The 22,361-nt window shown below is 70.8% G+C and carries 20 protein-coding genes; 13 read left to right on the plus strand and 7 right to left on the minus strand.

Annotation, left to right across the window (positions count from 1 at the left end; genetic code table 11):
- Window positions 1–9: 9 nt before the first annotated feature.
- From FGD71_RS07505 to FGD71_RS07515, 3 genes are all read right to left on the minus strand, one after another.
- Window positions 10–1,656, minus strand: a complete 1,647-nt coding sequence (locus tag FGD71_RS07505; RefSeq protein WP_119099609.1) for a PucR family transcriptional regulator — start codon at window positions 1,654–1,656, stop codon at window positions 10–12.
- Window positions 1,657–1,692: 36 nt separating this feature from the next.
- Window positions 1,693–3,078, minus strand: coding sequence for an FAD-binding oxidoreductase (locus FGD71_RS07510; protein ID WP_119099610.1), 1,386 nt, complete (start codon window positions 3,076–3,078; stop codon window positions 1,693–1,695).
- 164 nt (window positions 3,079–3,242) lie between these two features.
- A complete protein-coding gene (locus FGD71_RS07515) occupies window positions 3,243–5,045 on the minus strand; it encodes a glycoside hydrolase family 15 protein (RefSeq protein WP_181359139.1) in 1,803 nt (600 codons plus the stop codon).
- Between the two features lie 482 nt (window positions 5,046–5,527).
- Here FGD71_RS07515 and FGD71_RS07520 point away from each other — a divergent pair, with 482 nt between their 5' ends.
- The 6 genes from FGD71_RS07520 to FGD71_RS07545 all read left to right on the plus strand — a co-directional run bounded on the left by FGD71_RS07520 (window position 5,528) and on the right by FGD71_RS07545 (window position 13,544).
- Entirely contained in the window at window positions 5,528–7,177 is a 1,650-nt protein-coding gene (locus FGD71_RS07520; protein ID WP_119099611.1) for a CTP synthase, read from the plus strand.
- 96 nt (window positions 7,178–7,273) lie between these two features.
- The gene (locus tag FGD71_RS07525) at window positions 7,274–7,900 is read left to right on the plus strand and encodes an NUDIX domain-containing protein (protein WP_119099612.1); all 627 of its coding nucleotides are present in this window, start codon (window positions 7,274–7,276) and stop codon (window positions 7,898–7,900) included.
- 181 nt (window positions 7,901–8,081) lie between these two features.
- A complete protein-coding gene (locus FGD71_RS07530) occupies window positions 8,082–10,163 on the plus strand; it encodes a tetratricopeptide repeat protein (RefSeq protein ID WP_119099613.1) in 2,082 nt (693 codons plus the stop codon).
- A gap of 149 nt (window positions 10,164–10,312) precedes the next feature.
- On the plus strand, window positions 10,313–11,437 hold the full coding sequence (ald, locus tag FGD71_RS07535) for an alanine dehydrogenase (RefSeq protein ID WP_162931057.1): 1,125 nt from the start codon (window positions 10,313–10,315) through the stop codon (window positions 11,435–11,437).
- A 401-nt stretch (window positions 11,438–11,838) separates the two neighbouring features.
- Window positions 11,839–12,966, plus strand: coding sequence for a ParA family protein (locus FGD71_RS07540; protein WP_119099614.1), 1,128 nt, complete (start codon window positions 11,839–11,841; stop codon window positions 12,964–12,966).
- Entirely contained in the window at window positions 12,951–13,544 is a 594-nt protein-coding gene (locus FGD71_RS07545; protein ID WP_244951205.1) for a hypothetical protein, read from the plus strand. Before FGD71_RS07540 ends, FGD71_RS07545 begins: the two co-directional genes overlap by 16 nt.
- 193 nt (window positions 13,545–13,737) lie before the next feature.
- Here FGD71_RS07545 and FGD71_RS48510 read toward each other — a convergent pair whose 3' ends face one another.
- Window positions 13,738–14,304, minus strand: coding sequence for a hypothetical protein (locus tag FGD71_RS48510; RefSeq protein WP_240436450.1), 567 nt, complete (start codon window positions 14,302–14,304; stop codon window positions 13,738–13,740).
- On the opposite strand from FGD71_RS48510, the gene FGD71_RS07550 reads away from it, so the two are divergent.
- The 7 genes from FGD71_RS07550 (at window position 14,284) to FGD71_RS07580 (ending at window position 20,609) form a co-directional block, all read left to right on the plus strand.
- Window positions 14,284–15,279, plus strand: a complete 996-nt coding sequence (locus FGD71_RS07550) for a segregation and condensation protein A (RefSeq protein ID WP_420878250.1) — start codon at window positions 14,284–14,286, stop codon at window positions 15,277–15,279. The genes FGD71_RS48510 and FGD71_RS07550 overlap by 21 nt on opposite strands.
- Window positions 15,276–15,938, plus strand: a complete 663-nt coding sequence (gene scpB, locus FGD71_RS07555) for an SMC-Scp complex subunit ScpB (RefSeq protein WP_119099617.1) — start codon at window positions 15,276–15,278, stop codon at window positions 15,936–15,938. The genes FGD71_RS07550 and scpB overlap by 4 nt, the downstream gene beginning before the upstream one ends.
- Window positions 15,938–17,035: a pseudouridine synthase gene (locus tag FGD71_RS07560; RefSeq protein ID WP_119099618.1), complete on the plus strand. Its 1,098-nt coding sequence runs from the start codon at window positions 15,938–15,940 to the stop codon at window positions 17,033–17,035. Before scpB ends, FGD71_RS07560 begins: the two co-directional genes overlap by 1 nt.
- Window positions 17,036–17,447: 412 nt before the next feature.
- On the plus strand, window positions 17,448–18,044 hold the full coding sequence (locus tag FGD71_RS07565; RefSeq protein WP_119099619.1) for a TIGR03086 family metal-binding protein: 597 nt from the start codon (window positions 17,448–17,450) through the stop codon (window positions 18,042–18,044).
- A 28-nt stretch (window positions 18,045–18,072) separates the two neighbouring features.
- Complete coding sequence (locus FGD71_RS07570) at window positions 18,073–18,804, plus strand: NUDIX hydrolase (protein WP_119099620.1); 732 nt, start codon at window positions 18,073–18,075, stop codon at window positions 18,802–18,804.
- Window positions 18,801–19,808, plus strand: coding sequence for an ADP-ribosylglycohydrolase family protein (locus tag FGD71_RS07575; protein ID WP_119099621.1), 1,008 nt, complete (start codon window positions 18,801–18,803; stop codon window positions 19,806–19,808). Before FGD71_RS07570 ends, FGD71_RS07575 begins: the two co-directional genes overlap by 4 nt.
- Before the next feature lie 3 nt (window positions 19,809–19,811).
- On the plus strand, window positions 19,812–20,609 hold the full coding sequence (locus FGD71_RS07580; RefSeq protein ID WP_420878251.1) for a nucleotidyltransferase domain-containing protein: 798 nt from the start codon (window positions 19,812–19,814) through the stop codon (window positions 20,607–20,609).
- Here FGD71_RS07580 and FGD71_RS07585 read toward each other — a convergent pair.
- From FGD71_RS07585 to FGD71_RS07595, 3 genes are read right to left on the minus strand one after another with little or no spacing between them, the layout of a single operon-like run.
- Window positions 20,529–21,278, minus strand: coding sequence for a nucleotidyltransferase domain-containing protein (locus FGD71_RS07585; RefSeq protein WP_119099623.1), 750 nt, complete (start codon window positions 21,276–21,278; stop codon window positions 20,529–20,531). The genes FGD71_RS07580 and FGD71_RS07585 overlap by 81 nt on opposite strands.
- Window positions 21,279–21,300: 22 nt before the next feature.
- Window positions 21,301–21,711: a Rieske (2Fe-2S) protein gene (locus FGD71_RS07590; RefSeq protein ID WP_119099624.1), complete on the minus strand. Its 411-nt coding sequence runs from the start codon at window positions 21,709–21,711 to the stop codon at window positions 21,301–21,303.
- A complete protein-coding gene (locus tag FGD71_RS07595) occupies window positions 21,708–22,292 on the minus strand; it encodes a DUF6529 family protein (RefSeq protein ID WP_119099625.1) in 585 nt (194 codons plus the stop codon). The genes FGD71_RS07590 and FGD71_RS07595 overlap by 4 nt, the downstream gene beginning before the upstream one ends.
- Between the last annotated feature and the right edge of the window lie 69 nt (window positions 22,293–22,361).

Consider the following 22,361-nt stretch of genomic DNA (forward strand, 5'->3'; position numbering starts at 1 on the left):
ATCGCACGGTCACGGTACGAACCTGCGCGCCCGGAGCGCCAGGCTCAGCGCCAGCACCGTCTGGGGGTCGTCCAGGTCCGTCCCCAGCAGCTCCCCGATCCGGGCGAGCCGGTTGTAGAGCGTCTGCCGGTTGAGGTGCAGCTCGCGCGCCGTCTCCGCCTTGCGGCCGGCATGCGCCAAGTACGTCTCCAGGGTGGGCAGGAGCGGCGGCTTGGAGCGGTTGTCGTGGTCCCGGAGAGGGCCGATCGCGCGGTCCACGAAGGCGGCGAGGTCGGGGTGGTCCCTCAGACGCCACAGCAACAGGTCCGTGTCCAGACGCCGGGCGTCGTACCAAGGGCGGTCGGACAGTCCCTGCGCCGCCGTGGCCGTCTCGGCCGCGTGCCGCAGACTCGCCGACGCCGCCGCCCAGCCGCCGGGGACGCCGACCACCACCACCGGCGGCTGCGCCCCGGGCCTCCGCATGCCCGCACGCTCCACACCGGCCCGCAGCGCCGCCGCGACCCGGTCCGCGACGGCCGGGCGTTCGGACTCCGAGCGCAGGCCCAGGAGCAGCGGTACACGGCCCTCGACGGGACGTACGCCCACCAGGACCGGCACGCCGACCGAGGCCAGCTCCTCGGCGACCGCGCGCGCCAGGACCGCCCAGCCTCCGCCACCCCCTGTGGGGGACGGCCCGTCGGCGAGCCGCATCACCACCGGCAGCAGCGGGCTGCGGCCCGGTTTGAAGCCGAGTACGCGGGCCTGCGCGGGTGCGTCCTCGGCCGTGATGCGGCCCTCGGCGAGATCGGTGAGGAAGTCGCCGCGGCCGCGCGCCGCCAGCTCCTCCTCCTGCCGCGCCTGCATCAGGACCACGGCGAGAACGCCCGCGGTCCGCTCCGCCGCGATCCGGTGCACGGGCTCGAGCGGAGCGCTGACGGGCAGCAGCACCAGCCGGGCCCGGACCGAGCCGGTGCCGGGCCCGCCGCCGGGCACGTCCACGAGGACCGATCCTGAGGGCGGCTCGTCCTTGTGCCGGCCGCGCAGGCCTTCCCACACCTGGAGCGGATCCGCCCCGGCGGGCCCGGCCCCGGCCGCGTACAGGAGCTGCTCGTCCGCCGTCTCCAGGAACACCGGGTTGCCGCTGAAGTCGGCCAGAATGCCGAGGACCTGGGGGATCCCGCCACCGCCGAGCAGTGCCTCCGTACAGCGCCGGTGCACCTCCTCGGCCTGCTGAAGCAGTGCGTAGTGGCCGTTGACGATCTCGGTGTGCACTTCCTCCGTGACCGCCACGAACGGCACCTCGCGGTGCAGTTGGACCAGCGGCAGACCGGCGGCCCGTGCCGTGTCCACGAGCGCCGCGGGCAGCCGGGTGAAGCGCGGCCCGAGCTCCACGACGAGCGCCGCGATCCCGCGCTCGGCGAGGGTGCGGACGAAGGCCCGCTGCTCGGCCGGGCGGGTGCCGAGCCCGTACCCCGTCGTCAGCAGCAGTTCACCGCCCTTGAGCAGCGAGGCGATGTGCGGCACCTCACCCGCGTGCACCCAGCGCACGCTGCGCCCCAGCCGGTCGGCGCCCGCCAGTACCTCCGGCAGACCGCCGCGCAGCCCGGGCAGCTCCAGGGCCCGCTGCACGGTGATCCCGCCACCGCGTGGGTCCGACGTGTCGATACCGCTGTTCATGAGGCGGACGCTACCGCCGCTGGGGCGACTGCGCGGCTACGCGGGAACGATGTTGTGGTTGAAGCGGAACACGTTGTCCGGGTCGTACTGGGCCTTCACCATGGCCAGACGCAGGGTGTTCTCGGGGCCGAGACCCGCCGACACCCGGTCCGTGCCCTCGTCCCCGATGAAGTTGAGGTAGACCGCGCCGGTGGTCCACGGCCGGACGTCGGCCCGTGCCTTCCGTACCCACCGCAGGCAGCGCTCGTCGTCCGCCGGGTCCTCCCAGATCCCGAAGGGATGCACGAGCCACGGCGCCTCCCGGTAGGGCACCGGGAACTCGGCGGGTCCCGAGGCGACCGCCGCGCCCAGCGGGAACAGAACGTGCCGGCACCCCGTGGGCACGGGCACGGTGGCCGCGCGGGCGCAGAAGACGTCCACGAGTTCGTCGGGCAGGCCCGTCAGAGACTCGGCCGACCAGTAGTTCCGCAGGCCCGGCGGATCGTCGATCATGCACTGGACGTCCGCGTACGGCATGGCGCCGACGATCCCGGCCTCGTGCGGCAGCGCCAGCAGCGGCTGGGCGACTTCGCGCAGACTCTCCTCACCGCCCGCGTACGTGACGACGGCCGCGCAGATGAGTGTGCCCACCAAGTGCTCGGGGACGAACTTCTCGGGCGGCCCCGACAGACAGAGCACGCCGCCGCCCACCTCCGGCGGTCCGGTCGCGATGATCTCCCGGTAGACGCGCATGACCTCCGGGCCGGACTCCGGCCGGAACAGCACGAAGGCGAGGGAGAACTCGGGCAGCTCGTGCAGCTGCAGGGTCAGCGAGGTGGCGATGCCGAAGTTTCCGCCGCCGCCGTGCAGGGCCCAGAAGAGCTCGGGGTTCTCCTCGGCGCTGGCGCGCACCGTCGTGCCGTCGGCGGTCACCAGGTCGACGCCGAGCAGGTTGTCGACGGCGAGCCCGAACTTCCGCTCCAGCCAGCCGCTTCCGCCGCCCAGTACAAAGCCGCCGACCCCGGTGGTCGAGGCCCGGCCGCCGGTCGTGGCCAGGCGGTACGGCTGGGTGGCGCGGTCCATGTGGCTCATGGTGGCGCCGCCCTCGACCCGTACCGACGAGGCGGCCCCGGGACGGACCGTCACCGCGTGCATCCGGCGCAGGTCGACGACCAGACCGCCGTCGTTGAGGGCCATACCCGCCACGCTGTGACCGCCGCCGCGGACCGCGATCTTCAGGTCCAGATCGCGGGCGAAGCGCACCGCCCTGACGACGTCGGCCTCGTGCGCGCACTGCGCGATCACGGCAGGCCGCCGGTCGATCATCGAGTTGAAGACCGTCCGGGCCTCGTCGTAACCCGGATCGTCGGGGGCGAAGACGTCTCCGGTCAGATCCTCACGCAGCGCGGCCAGAGCTGTGCCCGCCTTCGAAGGGGAAGCCATGGCAACCCCCTTCCGGGAAGGGGTGTTTGCGTACCTCCCACACTAAGTGCGGGCGGTGGATCGGGCGCGGTCAGGCGGCGCCCGCCGGCATCGCTCGCCGATGTCGCCCGCCGCGGCGTGTGGCTGACATCACAGCCACACGCCGCCACGCACCCGTTCCGCGGTCAGCCGCCGTACGCGCCCGAAGCCGTCAGCCGCAGTGCCGTGTCGATCAGCGGCACGTGGCTGAACGCCTGCGGGAAGTTCCCGACCTGCCGCTGCAGGCGCGGATCCCACTCCTCGGCCAGCAGCCCGAGGTCGTTGCGCAGGGCGAGCAGCTTCTCGAAGAGCTTGCGGGCCTCGTCCACGCGGCCGATCATCGCGAGGTCGTCGGCGAGCCAGAACGAGCAGGCCAGGAACGCCCCTTCGTCGCCCTCCAGGCCGTCCACGCCCGCGTCCTCACCGGCGGTGGGGTAGCGCATGATGAAGCCGTCCGGGGTCGACAGCTCCCGCTGAATGGCCTCGATCGTGCCGATCACGCGCTTGTCGTCGGGCGGCAGGAAGCCCATCTGCGGGATCAGCAGCAGCGAGGCGTCCAGCTCCTTGGAGCCGTAAGACTGCGTGAAGGTGTTGCGCTCCTTGTCGTAACCCTTCTCACACACGTCCCGATGGATGTCGTCGCGCAGCTCGCGCCACTTCTCCAGCGGCCCGTCCGCGTCGCCGGACTCGATGAGCTTTATGGTGCGGTCGACGGCGACCCAGGCCATCACCTTGGAGTGCACGAAGTGCCGGCGCGGCCCTCGCACCTCCCAGATGCCCTCGTCCGGAACGTCCCAGTGGTCCTCCAGGTACCGGATGAGCTTGAGCTGCAGCAGGGACGCGTAGTCGCTGCGGGCCAGACCGGTCATGTGCGCCAGGTGCAGGGCCTCGGTGACCTCGCCGTACACATCCAGCTGGAGCTGGTGCGCGGCGCCGTTGCCCACGCGCACGGGCCCCGAGTCCTCGTACCCCGGCAGCCAGTCCAGCTCCGCCTCGCCCAGCTCCCGCTCACCGGCGATGCCGTACATGATCTGCAGGTTCTCCGGGTCACCGGCGACCGCGCGCAGCAGCCACTCGCGCCAGGCGCGCGCCTCTTCGCGGTAGCCGGTGCGCAGCAGGGAGGAGAGGGTGATCGCCGCGTCACGCAGCCAGGTGTAGCGGTAGTCCCAGTTGCGGACACCGCCGATCTCCTCCGGGAGGGAGGTCGTGGGCGCGGCGACGATGCCGCCCGTCGGCGCGTACGTCAGCGCCTTCAGGGTGATCAGGGAGCGGACCACGGCCTCCCGGTAGGGCCCGTGGTACGTGCACTGCTCCACCCACTCGCGCCAGAAGTCCTCCGTGGCCTCCAGCGCCTGCTCCGGCTCCGGCAGCGCGGGGGGCGCCTTGTGCGAGGGCTGCCACGAGATGGTGAACGCGATCCGGTCACCCGGCGCCACCGTGAAGTCCGCGTAGGTGGTCAGTGCCTTGCCGTAGGTCTCGGCAGATGTGTCCAACCACACGGAGTCGGGCCCGGCGACAGCCACCGTCCGCCCGTCGACCTTGTGCACCCAAGGCACGATACGTCCGTACGAGAAACGCATCCGCAGCGCCGAGCGCATGGGAACGCGGCCCGTGACGCCCTCGACGATCCGCACCACCTGGGGGGCGCCGTCACGAGGGGGCATGAAATCCGTCACGCGGACCGTGCCGCGGGGGGTGTCCCACTCGGATTCCAGGACGAGGGAGTCGCCGCGGTAGCAGCGCCGGGACGCTCTGGGCGGCGTGGCGTCCGCACCGTGTGCTGGGCCCAGCCGCCAGAAGCCGTGTTCCTCCGTGCCGAGCAGTCCCGCGAAGATCGCGTGGGAGTCGAAGCGGGGCAGGCACAGCCAGTCCACCGTGCCGTCCCGGCAGACCAGTGCTGCGGTCTGCATGTCTCCGATGAGTGCGTAATCTTCGATGCGCCCGGCCACGTGCAACTCCAGTCGAACGGCCACGTCGCCCCCCGAGGGGCGGTCGCTCTTGCGGTCAAGGGTTCGTGTGAACAAGTGTCGTTCCGTAACGCCCATGGTTGCAGTGAATGTCGTTGCGAAACGAACTGACGAGCTCTTGTTCCGGGATTACGGGCGGGGTGGTGCCGTTTGCCGGCCGCTCGGCAGCGAGTGTCCGAGCAGGATACGACGCACGCAGATGATCCGCGCGCCCCTCCCGAGAACGCGATTGCACTGAACGAGTGAGCACGACCGTGGTCTGTGTCGGCTCGTGCGCGGAGCGTGGCCGGAAGCGGTCTCGCCCGGTCGCTGATACCCTGGTAGCCCGTGGACCGGTGGGCGCCCCCCGTTGGGAAAAACGACAGAGGGGTCCCCGGAACCGCAGCGACGGCACCTCCGGAGATCTCCGGGTCAGGCGGCCGAATCGCACTCCAGACCGCGACCACGGGAGCCCCCTCTTGGCCATGCCGCCCAAATCCCTGACGACCAAGCACATCTTCGTCACCGGGGGTGTCGCCTCCTCCCTCGGCAAGGGTCTTACCGCCTCCAGCCTGGGTGCGTTGCTCAAGTCCAGGGGCCTGCGGGTCACGATGCAGAAGCTCGACCCGTATCTGAACGTCGATCCCGGCACGATGAACCCCTTCCAGCACGGTGAGGTCTTCGTCACCAACGACGGCGCCGAGACCGACCTCGACATCGGGCACTACGAGCGCTTCCTCGACGTCGACCTGGACGGCTCCGCCAATGTCACCACCGGGCAGGTCTACTCCTCGGTGATCGCCAAGGAGCGGCGCGGCGAGTATCTGGGCGACACCGTGCAGGTCATCCCGCACATCACCAACGAGATCAAGCACCGTATCCGCCGGCTGGCCGCGGAGGACGTCGATGTCGTGATCACGGAGGTCGGCGGTACGGTCGGCGACATCGAGTCGCTGCCGTTCCTGGAGACCGTCCGCCAGGTCCGTCACGAGGTCGGCCGCGACAACGTGTTCGTCGTGCACATCTCGCTCCTTCCCTACATCGGTCCGTCGGGAGAGTTGAAGACGAAGCCGACGCAGCACTCGGTTGCGGCTCTGCGCAACATCGGTATTCAGCCGGATGCGATCGTGCTGCGCGCCGACCGTGATGTGCCGACCGCGATCAAGCGCAAGATCTCGCTGATGTGCGACGTCGACGAGGCGGCCGTGGTCGCGGCCATCGACGCCAAGTCGATCTACGACATCCCGAAGGTCCTGCACACCGAGGGTCTGGACGCGTACGTCGTCCGCAAGCTGGACCTCCCCTTCCGTGACGTGGACTGGACGATCTGGGACGACCTGCTCGACCGGGTCCACAACCCCCAGCACGAGATCAACCTCGCGCTGGTCGGCAAGTACATCGACCTGCCCGACGCCTACCTCTCCGTGACCGAGGCGCTGCGTGCGGGCGGCTTCGCCAACAAGGCCCGCGTGAAGATCAAGTGGGTCACCTCGGACGACTGCAAGACCCCCGCGGGCGCGGCCCAGCAGCTCTCCGACGTCGACGCGATCTGCATTCCCGGCGGATTCGGCGACCGCGGTGTCTCCGGCAAGGTCGGCGCGATCCAGTACGCCCGGGAGAACAAGATCCCGCTGCTCGGCCTGTGCCTGGGCCTGCAGTGCATCGTGATCGACGCCGCGCGGAACCTCGCCGACATCCCGGACGCCAACTCCACGGAGTTCGACGCCGCCACCGCCCACCCGGTCATCTCCACCATGGCCGAGCAGCTCGACATCGTCGCCGGCGAGGGCGACATGGGCGGAACGATGCGCCTGGGCATGTACCCCGCCAAGCTCGCCGAGGGCTCGATCGTGCGCGAGGTGTACGGCGGCAAGGAGTACGTCGAGGAGCGCCACCGCCACCGCTACGAGGTGAACAACGCCTACCGCGCCGAGCTGGAGAAGAAGGCCGGTCTGCTGTTCTCCGGCACGTCCCCGGACGGCAAGCTCGTGGAGTACGTGGAATACCCGCGCGAGGTCCACCCTTACCTCGTCGCGACCCAGGCCCACCCCGAACTGCGCTCGCGCCCGACCCGTCCGCACCCGCTGTTCGCCGGTCTGGTGAAGGCCGCGGTGGAGCGCAAGGCGGGTAAGTAGCCGGGCAGGTCACAGACGGTTGTACGGTGGCCGGGGCGCGCAACTCTTGTGGTGCGTGCCCCGGTTTTTCACGTGTGCGTGGGAGGACAAGTCGACATGACCATCAAGGACACCGCCGAGGAGTGGGAGGTCAGGGCGACCGAGACCCCGTTCACGGGCAACAAGACGTCCGTGCGCGCCGAGGACGTGGTGATGCCCGACGGAACGGTCGTCCGCCGCGACTACCAGGTCCACCCCGGCTCGGTGGCCGTCCTCGCCCTCGATGACCAGGACCGTGTCCTCGTCATCCGCCAGTACCGGCATCCCGTACGCCAGAAGCTCTGGGAGATCCCCGCCGGCCTGCTCGACATCCCCGGCGAGAACCCGCTGCACGCCGCCCAGCGCGAGCTGTACGAAGAGGCCCACGTCAAGGCGGAGGACTGGCGCGTACTCACCGACGTGTACACGACGCCGGGCGGCTGCGACGAGGCCGTACGCATCTTCCTCGCCCGGGATCTGTCCGAGGCCGACGGACGGCGCTTCGAGGTCGAGCACGAAGAGGCCGACATGGAGCTCGCGCGGGTCCCGGCCGAGGAGCTCGTCCGCGGAGTCCTCGCCGGTGAGCTGCACAACAACTGCCTCGTCGTGGGCGTCCTTTCACTGATCGCGGCCCGCAGCGGCGACGGCCTCGACGCGCTGCGCCCCGCCGAGGCGCCCTGGCCCGCGCGGCCCTTCGAGGCCTGACGGTGCCGGTCGCGAGGCCGGATGCACTCCTTCGCGCCATCGATGTGACGATCGCCTGATCCGATCGGGGGATGTGCCCGCCGCGCTCCACCGGGAACGTCGCAGAGCGTGAACTAGGCTCTGGAAACGCCCCGGCCGGAGTCCCGGCGGGCTTGCGCGCAGTGGGACGGGAGTGTGGCCCGTGACGGATCAGGCGGTGGGCACCGGCGGCCCGAAGGTGACGGCGAAGGGGCAGCGCCCGGCAGCCGAGTCCGCTCTCACGAAGAACCAGTTCCTCGGCCGCACAAGAGAGTTGAAGGAACTCCAGGCAGACATCGAGCGCGCCGGCCTGGACACCCTCGCGGGCCGCAAGCCGCCCCGCGCGCGCGTGCTGCTCATCGCCGGCAAACCCGGCTCGGGCCGTACCGCGCTCGCAGAAGAGCTCGTACGAGAGGTCGCCGACAGCTACCCGGACGGTGTCCTCCGGGCGCGCCTCACCGAGCCCGACGGCACGCCCGTCCCCACCGAGCGCACCGCCCGCGAACTGCTCGCCGCCCTGGAGCTGACCGCCCCGGCCGGAGCCGCCGAGGACGACCTCACCGAGGAGCTGCGCGAGGCCCTCGCCACCCGCCGGGTGCTGCTCCTGCTCGACGACGCGGCGGACGCGCAACAGGTCGACGCGCTCATCCCCGACACCCCGGGGTGCCTGGTCGTCGCCGTCGCCGGCGGGCCCCTGACCGGGATCTCCGACGTCCGGCCCTGCACCCTGGGCGGACTGGACACCAAGTCCGCCGTCGAACTCCTCGGCCGGTACACCGGCTCGGTGCGCATCACCGTCGACCCGCGTGCGGCCGAGGGACTCGTCGAGATCTGCGCGGCCCAGCCCGCCGCGCTCGAACTCGTAGGCAGCTGGCTGTCCCACCGGCCCAAGGCGGCCGTCGCCGACCTCGCCAAGAAACTGCGTACCGAGGGCGAGGAGGGCCCGGCGCTCGACCGTGCCTTCCGCGTCGCGTACGCCGAACTCCCGTCGGCGGCCGCACAGATGCTGCGCCTGCTCTCGCTCGCCCCTGCGGGCCTGGTTGACGCGCACACCGCCTCCGCGCTCGTCGGCTGCGCGGTGGAGACCGCGCACACCACGCTGGGCGACCTCGCCGGGCGCGGCTTCGTACGGCCCGTCGAGGCGCCGTTCGCGCAGTACGAGGTGCCCGGCTGTCTGCTGCCGCTCTTGCGCTCGCTCAGCGAGAGCGAGGACCGCCCGGCCGACCTGCGGCTGGCGCGCGCCCGGATGCTGGAGCGGACCGTACGGCTGCTGGCGTCCTGCCGCGCGATCACCGAGACCGACAGTTCACCCGCCCGCGAGAAGCTTGCCGGGATGCCCCGCGCCCTGCGCTTTCCGAGCCCCCGCGCGGCCGCCGACTGGCTGCGCGTCCGACAGCCCGCGCTGCTGGCCTCCGCCCGGCTCGCGGTCGCCGACGGGGAGTTGGACACCCTGGCCCGCCGCCTCATGTCCGCGCTGGTGCGGGCGATGGTCGCCCACTTCGGTACGCAGGCGGCGGCGCCAGAGCTGTACGGCATCCACCGGCTCGTCCTCGACGTCGCCGAGCGGCGGAAGCTGCCGCGTGAGAAGGCCGCCGCGCTGCTGAACCTCGCCGATCTGGACGCCCGGACCGGCCGTACGACGGTCGCGCTCGCCCGCTACCGGGCAGCGCTCGACGCCGGGCGTGAGGCACGGGATCCGTACGCGACCGGCCGAGCGATGGAATCCGTGGGCGGCGCCTATCAGGAGCTGGGGGACCACGACCGGGCCGCCGACTGGTACGGGCGGGCGCTGGCGCATCGGCTCACGCGGGACGAGCGGGTGGACGTCGCCCGGCTGTACGGCCGCATCGCCACCGCGCACACCCACGCGGGCCGCTACGACGACGCACTGCGCAACTGGCGCTCGGCGGCCATGGGCTACCGCCGGGTCGGCGATGTGGCCGCCCAGGCAAGGTCGTTGAGCGAGCTGGCCCGGGTGCAGGAGTACGCGGGGCGGCCGGAGGAGTCGCTGCGCACCTGCCAGGAGGCGGTCGAGTGGGCGCACCGCGCCGAGGACGTACGCCTGTGGGCCGCACTGCAGCTCCGGCTCGCCGACACCCTGGAACGGCTCGGCGACCCGGCGGCGGCCCGACTGCACCGTCGCGCGGCCGAGCGCATCCTGGGAGATGAGCTTCCGGAAGATGCGTCGGCCAGGGAACAAGGGGCCAGCGCCTACGAAATCCGTAGTGCATCCGTCGAAGATTGATGCATTGAAAGGCTAGACAGAGGGAATCCCTTCATTAGACTGGCTCCGCTGCGTCCTTCCCGCAGTGTCCCGGTGCGCTCCCGTGCATTCGGGTATGTCTGACATTGTCAGGACATACATGACCCCAGACTCCCTCTGAGCCAAGGACCGTGATCGACGTGAAGGTCGGTATCCCCCGCGAGGTCAAGAACAACGAGTTCCGGGTGGCCATCACCCCCGCCGGCGTGCACGAGCTGGTGCGTCACGGCCACCAGGTCGTCATCGAGCAGAACGCCGGCGTCGGTTCCTCGATCACGGACGCCGAGTTCGTCGCCGCCGGTGCGCAGATCCTGGCCACCGCCGACGAGGTGTGGGCCACCGCCGACCTGCTGCTGAAGGTCAAGGAGCCCATCGCCGAGGAGTACCACCGCCTCCGCAAGGACCAGACCCTCTTCACCTACCTGCACCTGGCCGCCTCCAAGGAGTGCACGGACGCGCTCCTGGAGTCCGGCACGACGGCGATCGCGTACGAAACGGTCGAGCTGCCCAGCCGCGCGCTGCCGCTGCTCGCCCCGATGTCCGAGGTCGCGGGCCGTCTCGCCCCGCAGGTCGGCGCCTATCACCTGATGCGCGCGAACGGTGGCCGGGGAGTACTGCCCGGCGGTGTCCCGGGCGTCGCGGCCGGCCGGGCCGTCGTCATCGGCGGCGGCGTCTCCGGCTGGAACGCGGCGCAGATCGCCATCGGTATGGGCTTCCATGTGACCCTGCTCGACCGCGACATCAACAAGCTCAAGGAGGCGGACAGGATCTTCGGTACGAAGATCCAGACCGTCGTCTCCAATGCCTTCGAGCTCGAGAAGGCCTGCCTCGACGCCGACCTCGTCGTCGGCGCCGTCCTCATCCCGGGTGCCAAGGCTCCGAAGCTGGTCACCAATGAGCTCGTCTCGCGAATGAAGCCGGGAAGTGTCCTTGTCGACATCGCGATTGATCAAGGCGGTTGCTTCGAGGACTCGCGTCCGACCACCCACGCCAAGCCGACCTTCCCGGTCCACGGCTCGGTCTTCTACTGCGTCGCCAACATGCCCGGCGCGGTGCCCAACACGTCGACGTACGCCCTGACCAATGCCACGCTCCCGTACATCGTGGAGCTCGCGAACCGCGGCTGGGTCGAGGCGCTGCGCCGGGACCCCGCGCTCGCCAAGGGCCTCAACACCCATGACGGCAAGGTGGTTTACCGCGAGGTCGCCGAGGCGCACGGCGTCGAGCACATCGAGCTGGAGACCCTGCTCGGCTGACCCGCCGGGCCCATCTTTCCCCTGGCGAAAGGCGATACGTCAACACGAGTCGTCAACGAAGCGCGCCCGGCCGGACCTTGTCGCGCAAGGTCCGGCCGGATGTGTGTCGAGTCACTTTGCGAGACTCGTTCAAGTCGCCTCGAACGTAACCCTTCGACCGTTTCGCACACCCCGCAAACCTGCCGTGCGACGCCCTTACGCCCTTGACAGGGGTGTGTTCCGTTGCCGACACATCGGGCCGGGTCCGGCGGATTGTGTTGCTGCGGACCGCCGACACGCCATAGAGTCGCCAACCGTCGGCATGGTGCCACGCTGACCTATCTAGAAGTTTCCTGGTCACCAAGGAGGTAAGACGACTTGTGAATGAGTCGACATTTACTCCCGGAGGTGGTCAACCAGGAATGCCCGCGCAGGGCCCGGGGCCCGCGGGGCCCGAGGCTGTCGGCTCCGTAGCGGTGCGCACCTTCGCAGCCCACCAGAGTCCGCAGATGACTCAGACAGCACACCAGAGCATGGATGGCCATCACGTGAACGCCATGGCCGGCAACGGAAGTGGCGAGAACCGCACCCACTTCGCCGACTACGACGACCTGCCCGAAGGGCACTTCTACGACCCCGACGCCGAGTACGAGCCCGATCCGGAGTACGCGGCCACGCTCGCGCCCGACGCGGCCCGGCAGCGCCGTGAGCGCATCGGCCCGACCGGGCGCCCGCTGCCGTACTTCCCGATCCCGGGCCCGCTGACCGATCACGGACCCGCGAAGATCATCGCGATGTGCAACCAGAAGGGCGGCGTCGGCAAGACGACGTCGACCATCAATCTGGGCGCCGCGCTCGCGGAGTACGGACGCCGGGTCCTGCTCGTCGACTTCGACCCGCAGGGCGCGCTCTCGGTCGGTCTCGGCGTCAACCCGATGGAGCTCGACCTCACCGTCTACAACCTGCTCATGGAGCGGGGCATGGCGGCCGACGAGGTGCTCCTGAAGACCGCGGTCCCGAACATGGACCTGCTGCCCAGCAACATCGACCTGTCCGCCGCCGAAGTCCAGCTGGTGAGCGAGGTCGCCCGCGAGTCCACGCTGCAGCGGGCCCTCAAGCCGCTGATGGCCGACTACGACTACATCGTGATCGACTGTCAGCCCTCGCTCGGCCTGCTCACCGTGAACGCGCTGACAGCCGCTCACAAGGTGATCGTGCCCCTCGAGTGCGAGTTCTTCGCCCTGCGCGGTGTCGCGCTGCTCACCGAGACCATCGAGAAGGTCCAGGAGCGGCTCAACCCCGAGCTGGAGCTCGACGGGATCCTCGCCACGATGTACGACTCTCGCACCGTGCACAGTCGTGAGGTGCTCGCGCGAGTCGTCGAGGCCTTCGACAATCACGTCTACCACACGGTCATCGGGCGCACGGTCCGCTTCCCGGAGACCACGGTCGCCGGTGAGCCGATCACCACGTACGCCTCCAACTCCGTCGGTGCCGCCGCCTATCGCCAGCTCGCCAGGGAGGTGCTCGCCCGGTGTCACGCCGAGTGAGTCTGCCGGGGGCCGACGAACTGTTCCGTACGACCGGGGGAATGGCGCTCCAATCGTCCACCCCCAGGCGACAGGCCAACGGCGAGGCCCGGGTGCCGGCTCCGGCGGGCGAGGGTGATGCCGCTGCTGGGTCCGGTGCCGGTGCCGGTTCGGGTTCCGGGGAGGACGCGCCGCAGTCGGTGCCCGCGCAGGGCGGTGACGGCGAGGGGGCCGAGCATGTGGCCACCGACGCCGAGTCCGCCGACGCGGGGGAGTCCCGCAGCCGGGCCGCGGCCGGAGAGCGCTCCGCGCGACGGCAGGGGGCGCAGGAGGGGTCTGCCGCCGCCCAGCCGCGCAAACGCGGGCGTGCTTCCGCGCGGCGGCCGAGCGGGCGGGAACGGCACGACGAGAAGATCACCGTGTACGTGTCCGCCGAGGAGCTCATGGATCTCGAGCATGCTCGGCTGGTGCTGCGGGGCGAGCACGGGCTGGCCGTCGACCGCGGGCGGATCGTCCGCGAGGCGGTGGCCGTGGTGCTGGCGGATCTTGAGTCCCGGGGGGACGCCAGCATTCTTGTGCGTCGGCTTCGCGGGCGGTAAGAGGTAGCCTGCGACGGCTATGACCTCGTACAACGGCTCCACTCCCGCGTCCGGCTCCGCCGGTCGTCGGCGTGCCCTGGGGCGGGGGCCGGGGGCTGCGCCGCCGCCTCCGGCGCCGGTCGAGGAGGGATCTTCGGGGACGGAGGGCGGGGCGTCGTACCCACCCTCGCCTTCGCCGGAGCCCGCGGGCCCCTCATCGCCCCGCGCAACGCCTGCCCACAACGCCGACGGGGCCGACGCCGCACCGCCTGCTGCCGGACCGGAAGCAGGTGCCGACGGGGAGGGCGACCACCCCGAGGCTCCCGCCACTCCTGCTGCTCACGAGGCTTCCGCCGCCGCCGAGGTTCCCACCACGCGCGGCGAAGCCGCCGAAGCCGCCCAGCTGGCCGATGCCGATGAAGCCGGTGATGGGGCTGAGCCGGTTGAGGCCGCTGCGCCTGCCGAAGTCGCTGAGTTTGCCAGGGCCGTTGAACCCGCGGAATCCGGCGAAGCTGTCGGAGCCCGCAAGTCTGCCGCAGCCGCTGAGCCCGCCAAACCGGCCGCAGCGGCTGAGCTTGCCGAAAGTGCCGGGTCCGTCGAACCAGCCGAAGCCGCCGCGGCCGACGAGCTGGCCGGGCACACCGGAGCCGCCAAGCTCGCCGGGTCGGCCGGGTCCGTCGAAGCTGCCGAGCCCGTCGCAGCCGACGAGCTGGTCGGGCTCGCCGCAGCTGCCGAATCGTCCGGAGCCGCAGAGTCCGCCGTGCCCGCCGCAGCCGCCCAAGCCGCCGAGTCCGCCGAGCTTGCCGGGTCCGCCGAAGTGGCCGAGCCCCTCGCAGCCGACGAGCTGGCCGGGCTAGCCGCAGCCGCCCAATCCCACGAAGCCGCCGAACTCGCCGGGTCCGTCGGGGTTGTCGAAGGTGGGGAAGCCGTCGAGCCCGGTGTGGCTGATGACGGGATCTTCAAGGTGCGGCTTGCGAACTTTGAGGGGCCCTTTGATCTGCTGCTTCAGCTGATCTCCAAGCACAAGCTGGATGTGACCGAGGTCGCTCTCTCCAAGGTCACGGATGAGTTCATGGCGCACATCCGGGCCATGGGGCCGGACTGGGACCTTGATCAGACGACCGAGTTCCTCGTGGTCGCCGCGACTCTGCTCGATCTCAAGGCCGCCCGGCTGCTGCCGTCCGCCGAGGTGGAGGACGAGGGGGACCTGGCCCTGCTCGAAGCGCGGGACCTGTTGTTCGCGCGGCTGCTGCAGTACCGCGCGTACAAACAGATCGCCGAGATCTTCAACGGGCGTCTCGAAGAGGAGGCCCGCCGCTACCCGCGCACCGTGGGACTCGAGGCGCACCACGCCGAGCTGTTGCCCGAGGTCGTCATCAGGATAGGTGGGGAAGGGTTCGCGAAGCTCGCCGTGAAGGCGATGCAGCCCAAGCCCAAGCCGCAGGTGTACGTCGACCACATCCACGCCCCGCTCGTCAGCGTGCGGGAGCAGGCGGAGATCGTCGTGGCGCGGCTGCGGGAGGCCGGCGAGGCCACTTTCCGGGCGCTCGTCGAGGACACGGACGACACCTTGACCGTCGTGGCCCGGTTCCTGGCCCTCCTGGAGCTGTACCGCGAGAAGGCCGTGACGCTCGACCAGGAGGATGCCCTGGGCGAGCTGCTGGTGCGCTGGACGGGCGGGGACGGCGACGAGCAGCCGACGGTGACGGACGAGTTCGACAGGCCCCCCGAGGTGCCCAAGGAGGAGAAGGCGTGAGCGAGGACACCACGGAGGACACCACACAGGCCCCGGCAGGGCTGCCCACCGTCGCGGACCTCGACCTCAGGCCCGCCCTGGAGGCGGTCCTCATGGTCGTGGACGAGCCCGCGACCGAGGAGCACCTCGCGAAGATACTGGAGCGGCCCCGGAGGCAGATCGCGGACGCGTTGCGCGCGCTGGCCGACGAGTACACCGTCCAGGGCCGCGGCTTCGAGCTGCGGCTCATCGCGGGCGGCTGGCGGTATTACACCAGGCCCGAGTACGCGGCGGCCGTCGAGCGGTTCGTACTGGACGGGCAGCAGGCCCGGCTCACCCAGGCCGCCCTGGAGACGCTCGCGGTCGTCGCGTACCGCCAGCCGGTCAGCCGTTCCCGCGTCTCGGCCGTACGAGGCGTGAACTGCGACGGCGTGATGCGCACCCTCCTGCAGCGCGGTCTGGTCGAGGAGGCGGGCGCGGAACCCGAAACAGGTGCGATCCTGTACAGGACGACGAACTACTTCCTGGAGCGGATGGGCCTGCGCGGCCTGGACGAGCTTCCGGAACTCGCGCCCTTCCTCCCGGAGGCGGACGCGATCGAGGCCGAGACACAGGAAGGCGTACCGTCGTTCGATCCGGATGCACCGGACGCAGATGACGACACGACGACGGAACTTTGATGCCAAGCAGCGGTAACGGTAGCGGCAGGAACAGCGGACGCGGGAACCACCGGGGGGCGGGTGGGGGAAACCCCCGGCCCAAGTCCGGGGGAGGGCGCGACGACAAGCAGAAGCGCGCCGGGAAGCCCCGCCCCGAGGAGCGCCGTTACGACGTGGGTCCCGGCGCCTCGAAGGACGGCCCGAAGTCCGGGCGCGGCGCCTCCGCGCGCGGAGGCGCCAAGGGCGCGCCCAAGAAGGGCGAGCAGCGGACTGGCGGCCGCCGTACGGCCCCCTCGACCTCCCGCGAGTACGAAACGCGGGCCGAGGAGCGCAACCGCGAGCGGTACGCCGGCAAGAAGGAGGTCAAGCCTCCCAAGACCTTCCCCGGCGCCGAGCAGGAGGGCGAGCGGCTGCAGAAGGTGCTCGCGCGCGCGGGATACGGTTCGCGGCGTGCCTGCGAGGAGCTGATCGAGCAGGCCCGGGTCGAGGTCAACGGCGAGATCGTGCTCGAGCAGGGGCTGCGCGTCGACCCGGAGAAGGACGAGATCAAGGTCGACGGGCTGACGGTCGCGACGCAGGCGTACCAGTTCTTCGCGCTGAACAAGCCCGCGGGCGTCGTGTCGACCATGGAGGACCCCGAGGGCCGGCAGTGTCTGGGCGACTATGTGACGAACCGCGAGACGCGGCTCTTCCACGTCGGGCGGCTCGACACCGAGACCGAGGGCGTCATCCTGCTCACCAACCACGGCGAGCTGGCCAACCGGCTGACCCACCCCAAGTACGGCGTCAAGAAGACTTACCTGGCGCACATCGTGGGCCCGATCCCGCGCGATCTCGGCAAGCAACTCAAGGACGGTATCCAGCTGGAGGACGGGTACGCGCGCGCCGACCACTTCCGCGTCGTCCAGCAGACCGGCAAGAACTACCTCGTTGAGGTCACCCTCCACGAGGGCCGCAAGCACATCGTGCGCCGCATGCTCGCCGAGGCCGGCTTCCCGGTCGACAAGCTCGTGCGCGTCTCCTTCGGGCCGATCACGCTCGGCGACCAGAAGTCGGGCTGGCTGCGCCGCCTGTCGAACACCGAGGTCGGGATGCTCATGCGCGAGGTCGACCTCTAAGCCCTGGCACAGCACCTCTCCCCGCCTTACTCACGGCCGGTCCCGGATTCCACCGGGGCCGGCCGATGTGTTTTCGCCGCCCGGCCGGTCTGTACCGGTGAGTGAAGGCATGAGCGAAGGGAGCGGACATGGCGGAGACCGCGGATCGAGCGGAGGTCGAGTGCTTATGGGCTCATGGGGCAGCCCTGCCGGTCGCCACCCACCCGAGTCCGACGGCGCTGGAGAGTCGTGGGAGCCTTCCCCCGCCGTCCGGGCGCTCCGGGGCCGGGCTGCCCTCACGGACGCCCGAGGAGGCGCTCAGGGCGGCGCACAGGGCTGCGCGTAAGGCGCCCGCCGGGTGCGTGCCGAGCCGCCCGCCGGTGGACCCGCTTCGGGATGCTCGAGGAGCTGTCGTGAACGCCGAGGAGCCGTCATGAACTTCGGGGAATTGCTCGAGCGTTCGCTCGCGTATGCGCTGGGGAGCGTCGCCGAGACGGAGCCGGGGAGCCTGGGGCGGGCCACGCCCTGTGCCCAGTGGGACCTGAGGGAGCTGCTCGGGCATCTCGACGATGCGCTCGACGCGCTGTACGAGGGGGTCACCGGCGGGCGGATCGGTCTCTTTCCCGGGGCCGGCGGCCGCCCGGATCCCGTGTGCGACTTCCGTCGACGGGCCTGTGTGCTGCTCGGTGCCTGGGCGGCCCTGCCCGAGGACGGGCGCCGGGTGACCGTGGGGGACCGGTCGCTGGACGCCCGCGTGATGGCCGCCGCCGGTGCCGTGGAGATCACCGTGCACGGCTGGGACGTGGCGCAGGCCTGTGGACGGCCGCGACCGGTCCCGGACGCGCTCGCCTCCGAGCTGTTGCCCGTCGCGCGGTGTCTCGTCGGGGACGAGGACCGGGGCGTGCGCTTCGCCGAGCCGGTCGACGTGCGGCCCGGTGCCCTTGCCTCCGATCGGCTGGTCGCGTTCCTCGGACGTCGTCTCGACTCCTCTTCGGGCCGGGGTTGCCGGACCTCGCCGCCTTCTTTATAGTCTGAGTGACTATTAAAAGAGGTGGGGGATGAACGCACCCGAGGGCTACGACAAGCACGCCTTCGAGCCCTTCGCAGTCACCGTCGACCTGGCGGTGTTCACGGTCCGCGCGGGCGCGCTCCAGGTGCTGCTCGTCGAGCGTGGACAGGACCCGTACGCCGGTCAGTGGGCGCTCCCAGGCGGATTCGTGCTGCCGGACGAGTCCGCCGAGAGGGCCGCCCGGCGCGAACTGGCCGAGGAGACCGGCCTCGCGGACGTCTCCGGACTGCACTTGGAACAGTTGCGCACCTACAGCGAGCCGGACCGTGATCCCCGGATGCGGGTGGTCTCCGTGGCGTACACCGCGCTGCTGCCCGATCCACCGGAGCCGCGCGGCGGTGGGGACGCGGCGCGCGCCCAGTGGCTCCCGTGCGACGGGCTCGGGCCGCTCGCCTTCGACCACGACCGGATCCTCGCCGACGCCCGTGAACGCGTCGGCGCCAAGCTGGAGTACGCCTGCGTCGCCCCGGCCTTCTGCCCGCCCGAGTTCACGCTCGGCGAGCTGCAGCAGGTCTACGAGGCGGTGTGGGGGACGGCCCTGGACCGTCCCAACTTCCGGCGCAAGGTCCTCGCCACGCCCGGCTTCGTCGAACAGATCCCCGGCGCCGCGCGCCTGACCGGCGGCCGGGGCAAACCCGCGGCGCTGTACCGCGCGGGCACCGCCACCGCGCTGCACCCACCGCTGCTGCGACCGTCACCGGAAGGACGACCGTCATCATGAACAAGCGTGCCGCCACAGGGGCGTTGACCGGACTGGCGCTCGGGGACGCCCTCGGTTTCCCGACCGAGTTCAACGACGTGCCGTCGATCCTCGCCAAGTTCGGGCCCTGGCGGGAGATGGAGCTGCCGGACCCCGCGTACGTCACGGACGACACACAGATGACGCTGGCGCTCGGGCGGGGGTTGCGGACAGCCATGGAACGGGGGTTCCTCGGGCCCAGGCGGATGGAACGGCCCGTGCGCGAGGAGTTCGTGGACTGGTACCAGTCGCCGGAGAACAACCGCGCACCCGGCCACACGTGTCTGGTCGCCTGCGAGAAGCTGAAGCGTCCGGACCGGCCCTGGCAGGAGGCGAGCCAGATCGGGTCGAAGGGGTGCGGTGCCAACATGCGGGTCGCGCCGCTCGGGCTCGTGCCGCAGTTGAGCGACGAACAGCGTGCGGGAGCCGCCCAGTTGCAGGCCGCGCTCACCCACGGCCATCCCACGGCTCTCGCCGCGTCCGATCTCACCGCGCACGCGGTGCGGCTGCTCGCGCAGGGCACCGAGCCGACCGGGCTGGTCGGCCTGTTGCGCTCGTACGCGTACGAGAACCGCACCCGGTACCACGACCAGTGGCTCGGCGACCTGTGGACCCGCGGCGAGGACCCGACGCCGACCCACTTCATCTCGCGGGGCTGGGACGAATGCCTGGAGATTCTGGACCGGCTGCGGAAGGCCTTGCGCTCGCCGTCGCCCGAGACGGACCCGTGCCTGGCCACCGGCGCGGGCTGGACAGCCGAAGAGGCTCTCGCCACCGGTCTGCTGTGCTTCCTGCTCTTCCTCGACGAGCCGGTCACCACGTTGCGCAGGGCCGCCTGCACCTCGGGAGACTCGGACTCGATCGCCTGCCTGGCCGGCGCGTTCGCCGGGGCGTACCTCGGGGCCGACGCATGGCCTACGGAGTGGGCCGACAGGATCGAGTACCGAGAGGAGCTGCTGGCGCTCGGAGCACTCTGGGACGCTTGATCGATGACTCACGAATCGACGCCCCGCGCATCGATGACCAACGACCTGGACATCGACGTGGACATCGACCTCGCGCCCGTCGTGGCGGAGCAGCCCGACCCCGTGCTGTTCGCCACCGTCTCCGGTGCGCACCTGTACGGCTTCCCCTCCCGCGACTCGGACATCGACCTGCGCGGAGTCCATCTGCTGCCGACGGAAGCCCTCGTGGGGCTGCGCCAGCCCGAGGAGACCCGGTCGCGCATGTGGGAGCGGGACGGCGTCGAGATGGACCTCGTCACGCACGACCTGCGGAAGTTCGTACGGCTGATGCTGCGGCGCAACGGCTATGTGCTGGAGCAGCTGCTCTCGCCGCTCGTCGCGCACACCACGGACGCCCACGCCGAACTCGTCGCGCTCGTGCCCGGCGTGCTCACCAGCCATCACGCGCACCACTACCGGGGCTTCGCCACGACGCAGTGGCGGCTCTTCGAGAAGACCGGCGAACTGAAGCCGCTGCTCTACACGTTCCGGGTGCTGCTCACCGGCGTCCATCTGATGCGGACGGGGGAGGTGCAGGCCCATCTGCCCACGCTCGTCCGGCAGATGGACGCTCCCGCGTATCTGCCGGACCTGGTCGCCGCGAAGGCGGAGAAGGAGCACGGGGCGGCCGACGTGGCCCACGCGCGCGTGCGGGACGATGTGGAGCGGCTGCACGCCGTGCTCGACGAGGCGCAGACCGGCTCAGCGCTGCCGGATGCCCCGGCCGCCGCCGTTCATGGCGCTCTGCATGATCTGGTCGTCCGGGTCCGGCTCGAGCGCTGACGCGCGGCGTACGCGGACGAGGAAGTCCTGCACCCGGGCGCGGTCCGGGGCCGGCGGGAGAGGGCTGCGGGCGGCCGCCTCGTCCGCTTCCGTGGCGAGGCGGGCCATCCAGGACTCGACCGCCGGCCACGCCACCTCGCCGCGCCGCACCGCGAGCAGGCGTTCGCGGTGGTCGCCGACATCGAGGGTGAGCGTGCCCGTGCGGAGCAGATCGCGGCAGCTTCCCAGCAGGCGCAGCAAGTGCATCGCGTGTTTCCAGCGGGGCGCGCCGTGGTTGCGTACGTCCGCTTCCAGCTTCTTGCGCTGGCCCAGCGCGTAGCGCGCGAAGGTGTCGTGCGTCTGGCGGGACAGGAACGCGTCGCGCAGGGCGAGGAGTTCGCGGCCTGTGTCGTCGGCGTACTCGACGAGCGGGGAGTGCAGGCACTCCAGGATGTTCGGGTTGGCGCGCAGGGCCAGTTCGCAGAAGCGCTCCAGCTCCCAGCTGAACTGCTCGTCCGCGGGGCCGTCGACGTGTGTCGGCGGCTTCTCGAAGCGCCAGAAGAGCGGGGTGGGAGCCAGGAAGACGCCCCTCAGGTCCGTGTCGCTGGTGTCCGTGGCCAGCCCGAAGGCGCGGGAGCCCATGACGCAGGAGTAGATCGTGTGGTCGCGTACCAGGTCCTCGGGCCTCATGCGGACGAGGGTAGGCGCGGGTTCACGCCAGGTGGATCGAATTTCCGGTGATCGTGATCTCCTCCTTGGGGAGGGACCTCGTCGCCGGGCCGTGGACGACCGCACCGTCGGTGATACGGAACTTGCTGCCGTGACAGGCGCAGTTGATCGTGCCGTCCGAGACGTCGGCGACGATGCAGCGCTGGTGGGTGCAGATCGCCGAGAAGGCCTTGAAGTGGCCTTCGTCGGGCTGGGTGACGACGACCTCCTCGTCCTTGAAGATCTCGCCGCCGCCGACCGGGATGTCGGAGGTCCTGGCCAGTTCCTCGCCGGGCTCGCCCGGCTCCACCGAAGTCGATCCACTGTCGTTGCCCTCCCCGGAGTCGCCGCACCCCAGGAGAAGCGCTGTCGCGCCCGTCGCGAGAACCGTGCGCCGCGTCGAGCGGATCGTCATGTAGTCACTCCGAACGTGCGGAAGAACCAGAGGGCGGAGGTCAGCCAGACCACCGTGAGCGCGGCGAAGACGAGCCCGCCGACGACGGGCAGCATCCAACCGGGCAGTCGCTCCGAGCGGAGCAGCAGCATCTTGGCACTGAAAGCACCGAAGAAGAAGCAACCCAGGAGCGAGTGCCATAAAACGCGCGGTTCGTACGTCTGATAGCCCAACGCGTACAGGCAGTGCACAGCAACCGGTATCGCCACAAGGAACGCGATTCGGCCGGACCAGCGATGCAGCACCGAGGCCCAGCCCGGGCCCGGCAGCTTCCCGTACATCATCAGTGCCGAGACGAACTGCACCACGGCGAAGCCGATCGAGACCGTGGCCAGCCAGGACTTGACGGCGCCCGTGCTGCTGAAACCCACGAGGTTGAAGGTGGTGCCCTGCGGGTCGTGCACCTTCCCGTACACGCCGAGGACGACCGCCACCGCGCCTGCCACCAGGGCCGGGACGAGGTAGCGCGTGGCCCGGGGGCGACGGTGGGAGGGGTCGGGCGAGGGGAAGCCCTGGGTGGCGGCGTTCGGGTCCACGGTCATGGTCGGCTCCCTGCGGTCAGGGGGTGCGAGGGGTGCGAGTACCAGCGAGTACCAGGGGTGGGGCGGCGG

The organism is Streptomyces sporangiiformans, from assembly GCF_005768555.2.
In the GTDB taxonomy this organism is placed as follows: Bacteria; Actinomycetota; Actinomycetes; order Streptomycetales; family Streptomycetaceae; genus Streptomyces; species Streptomyces sporangiiformans.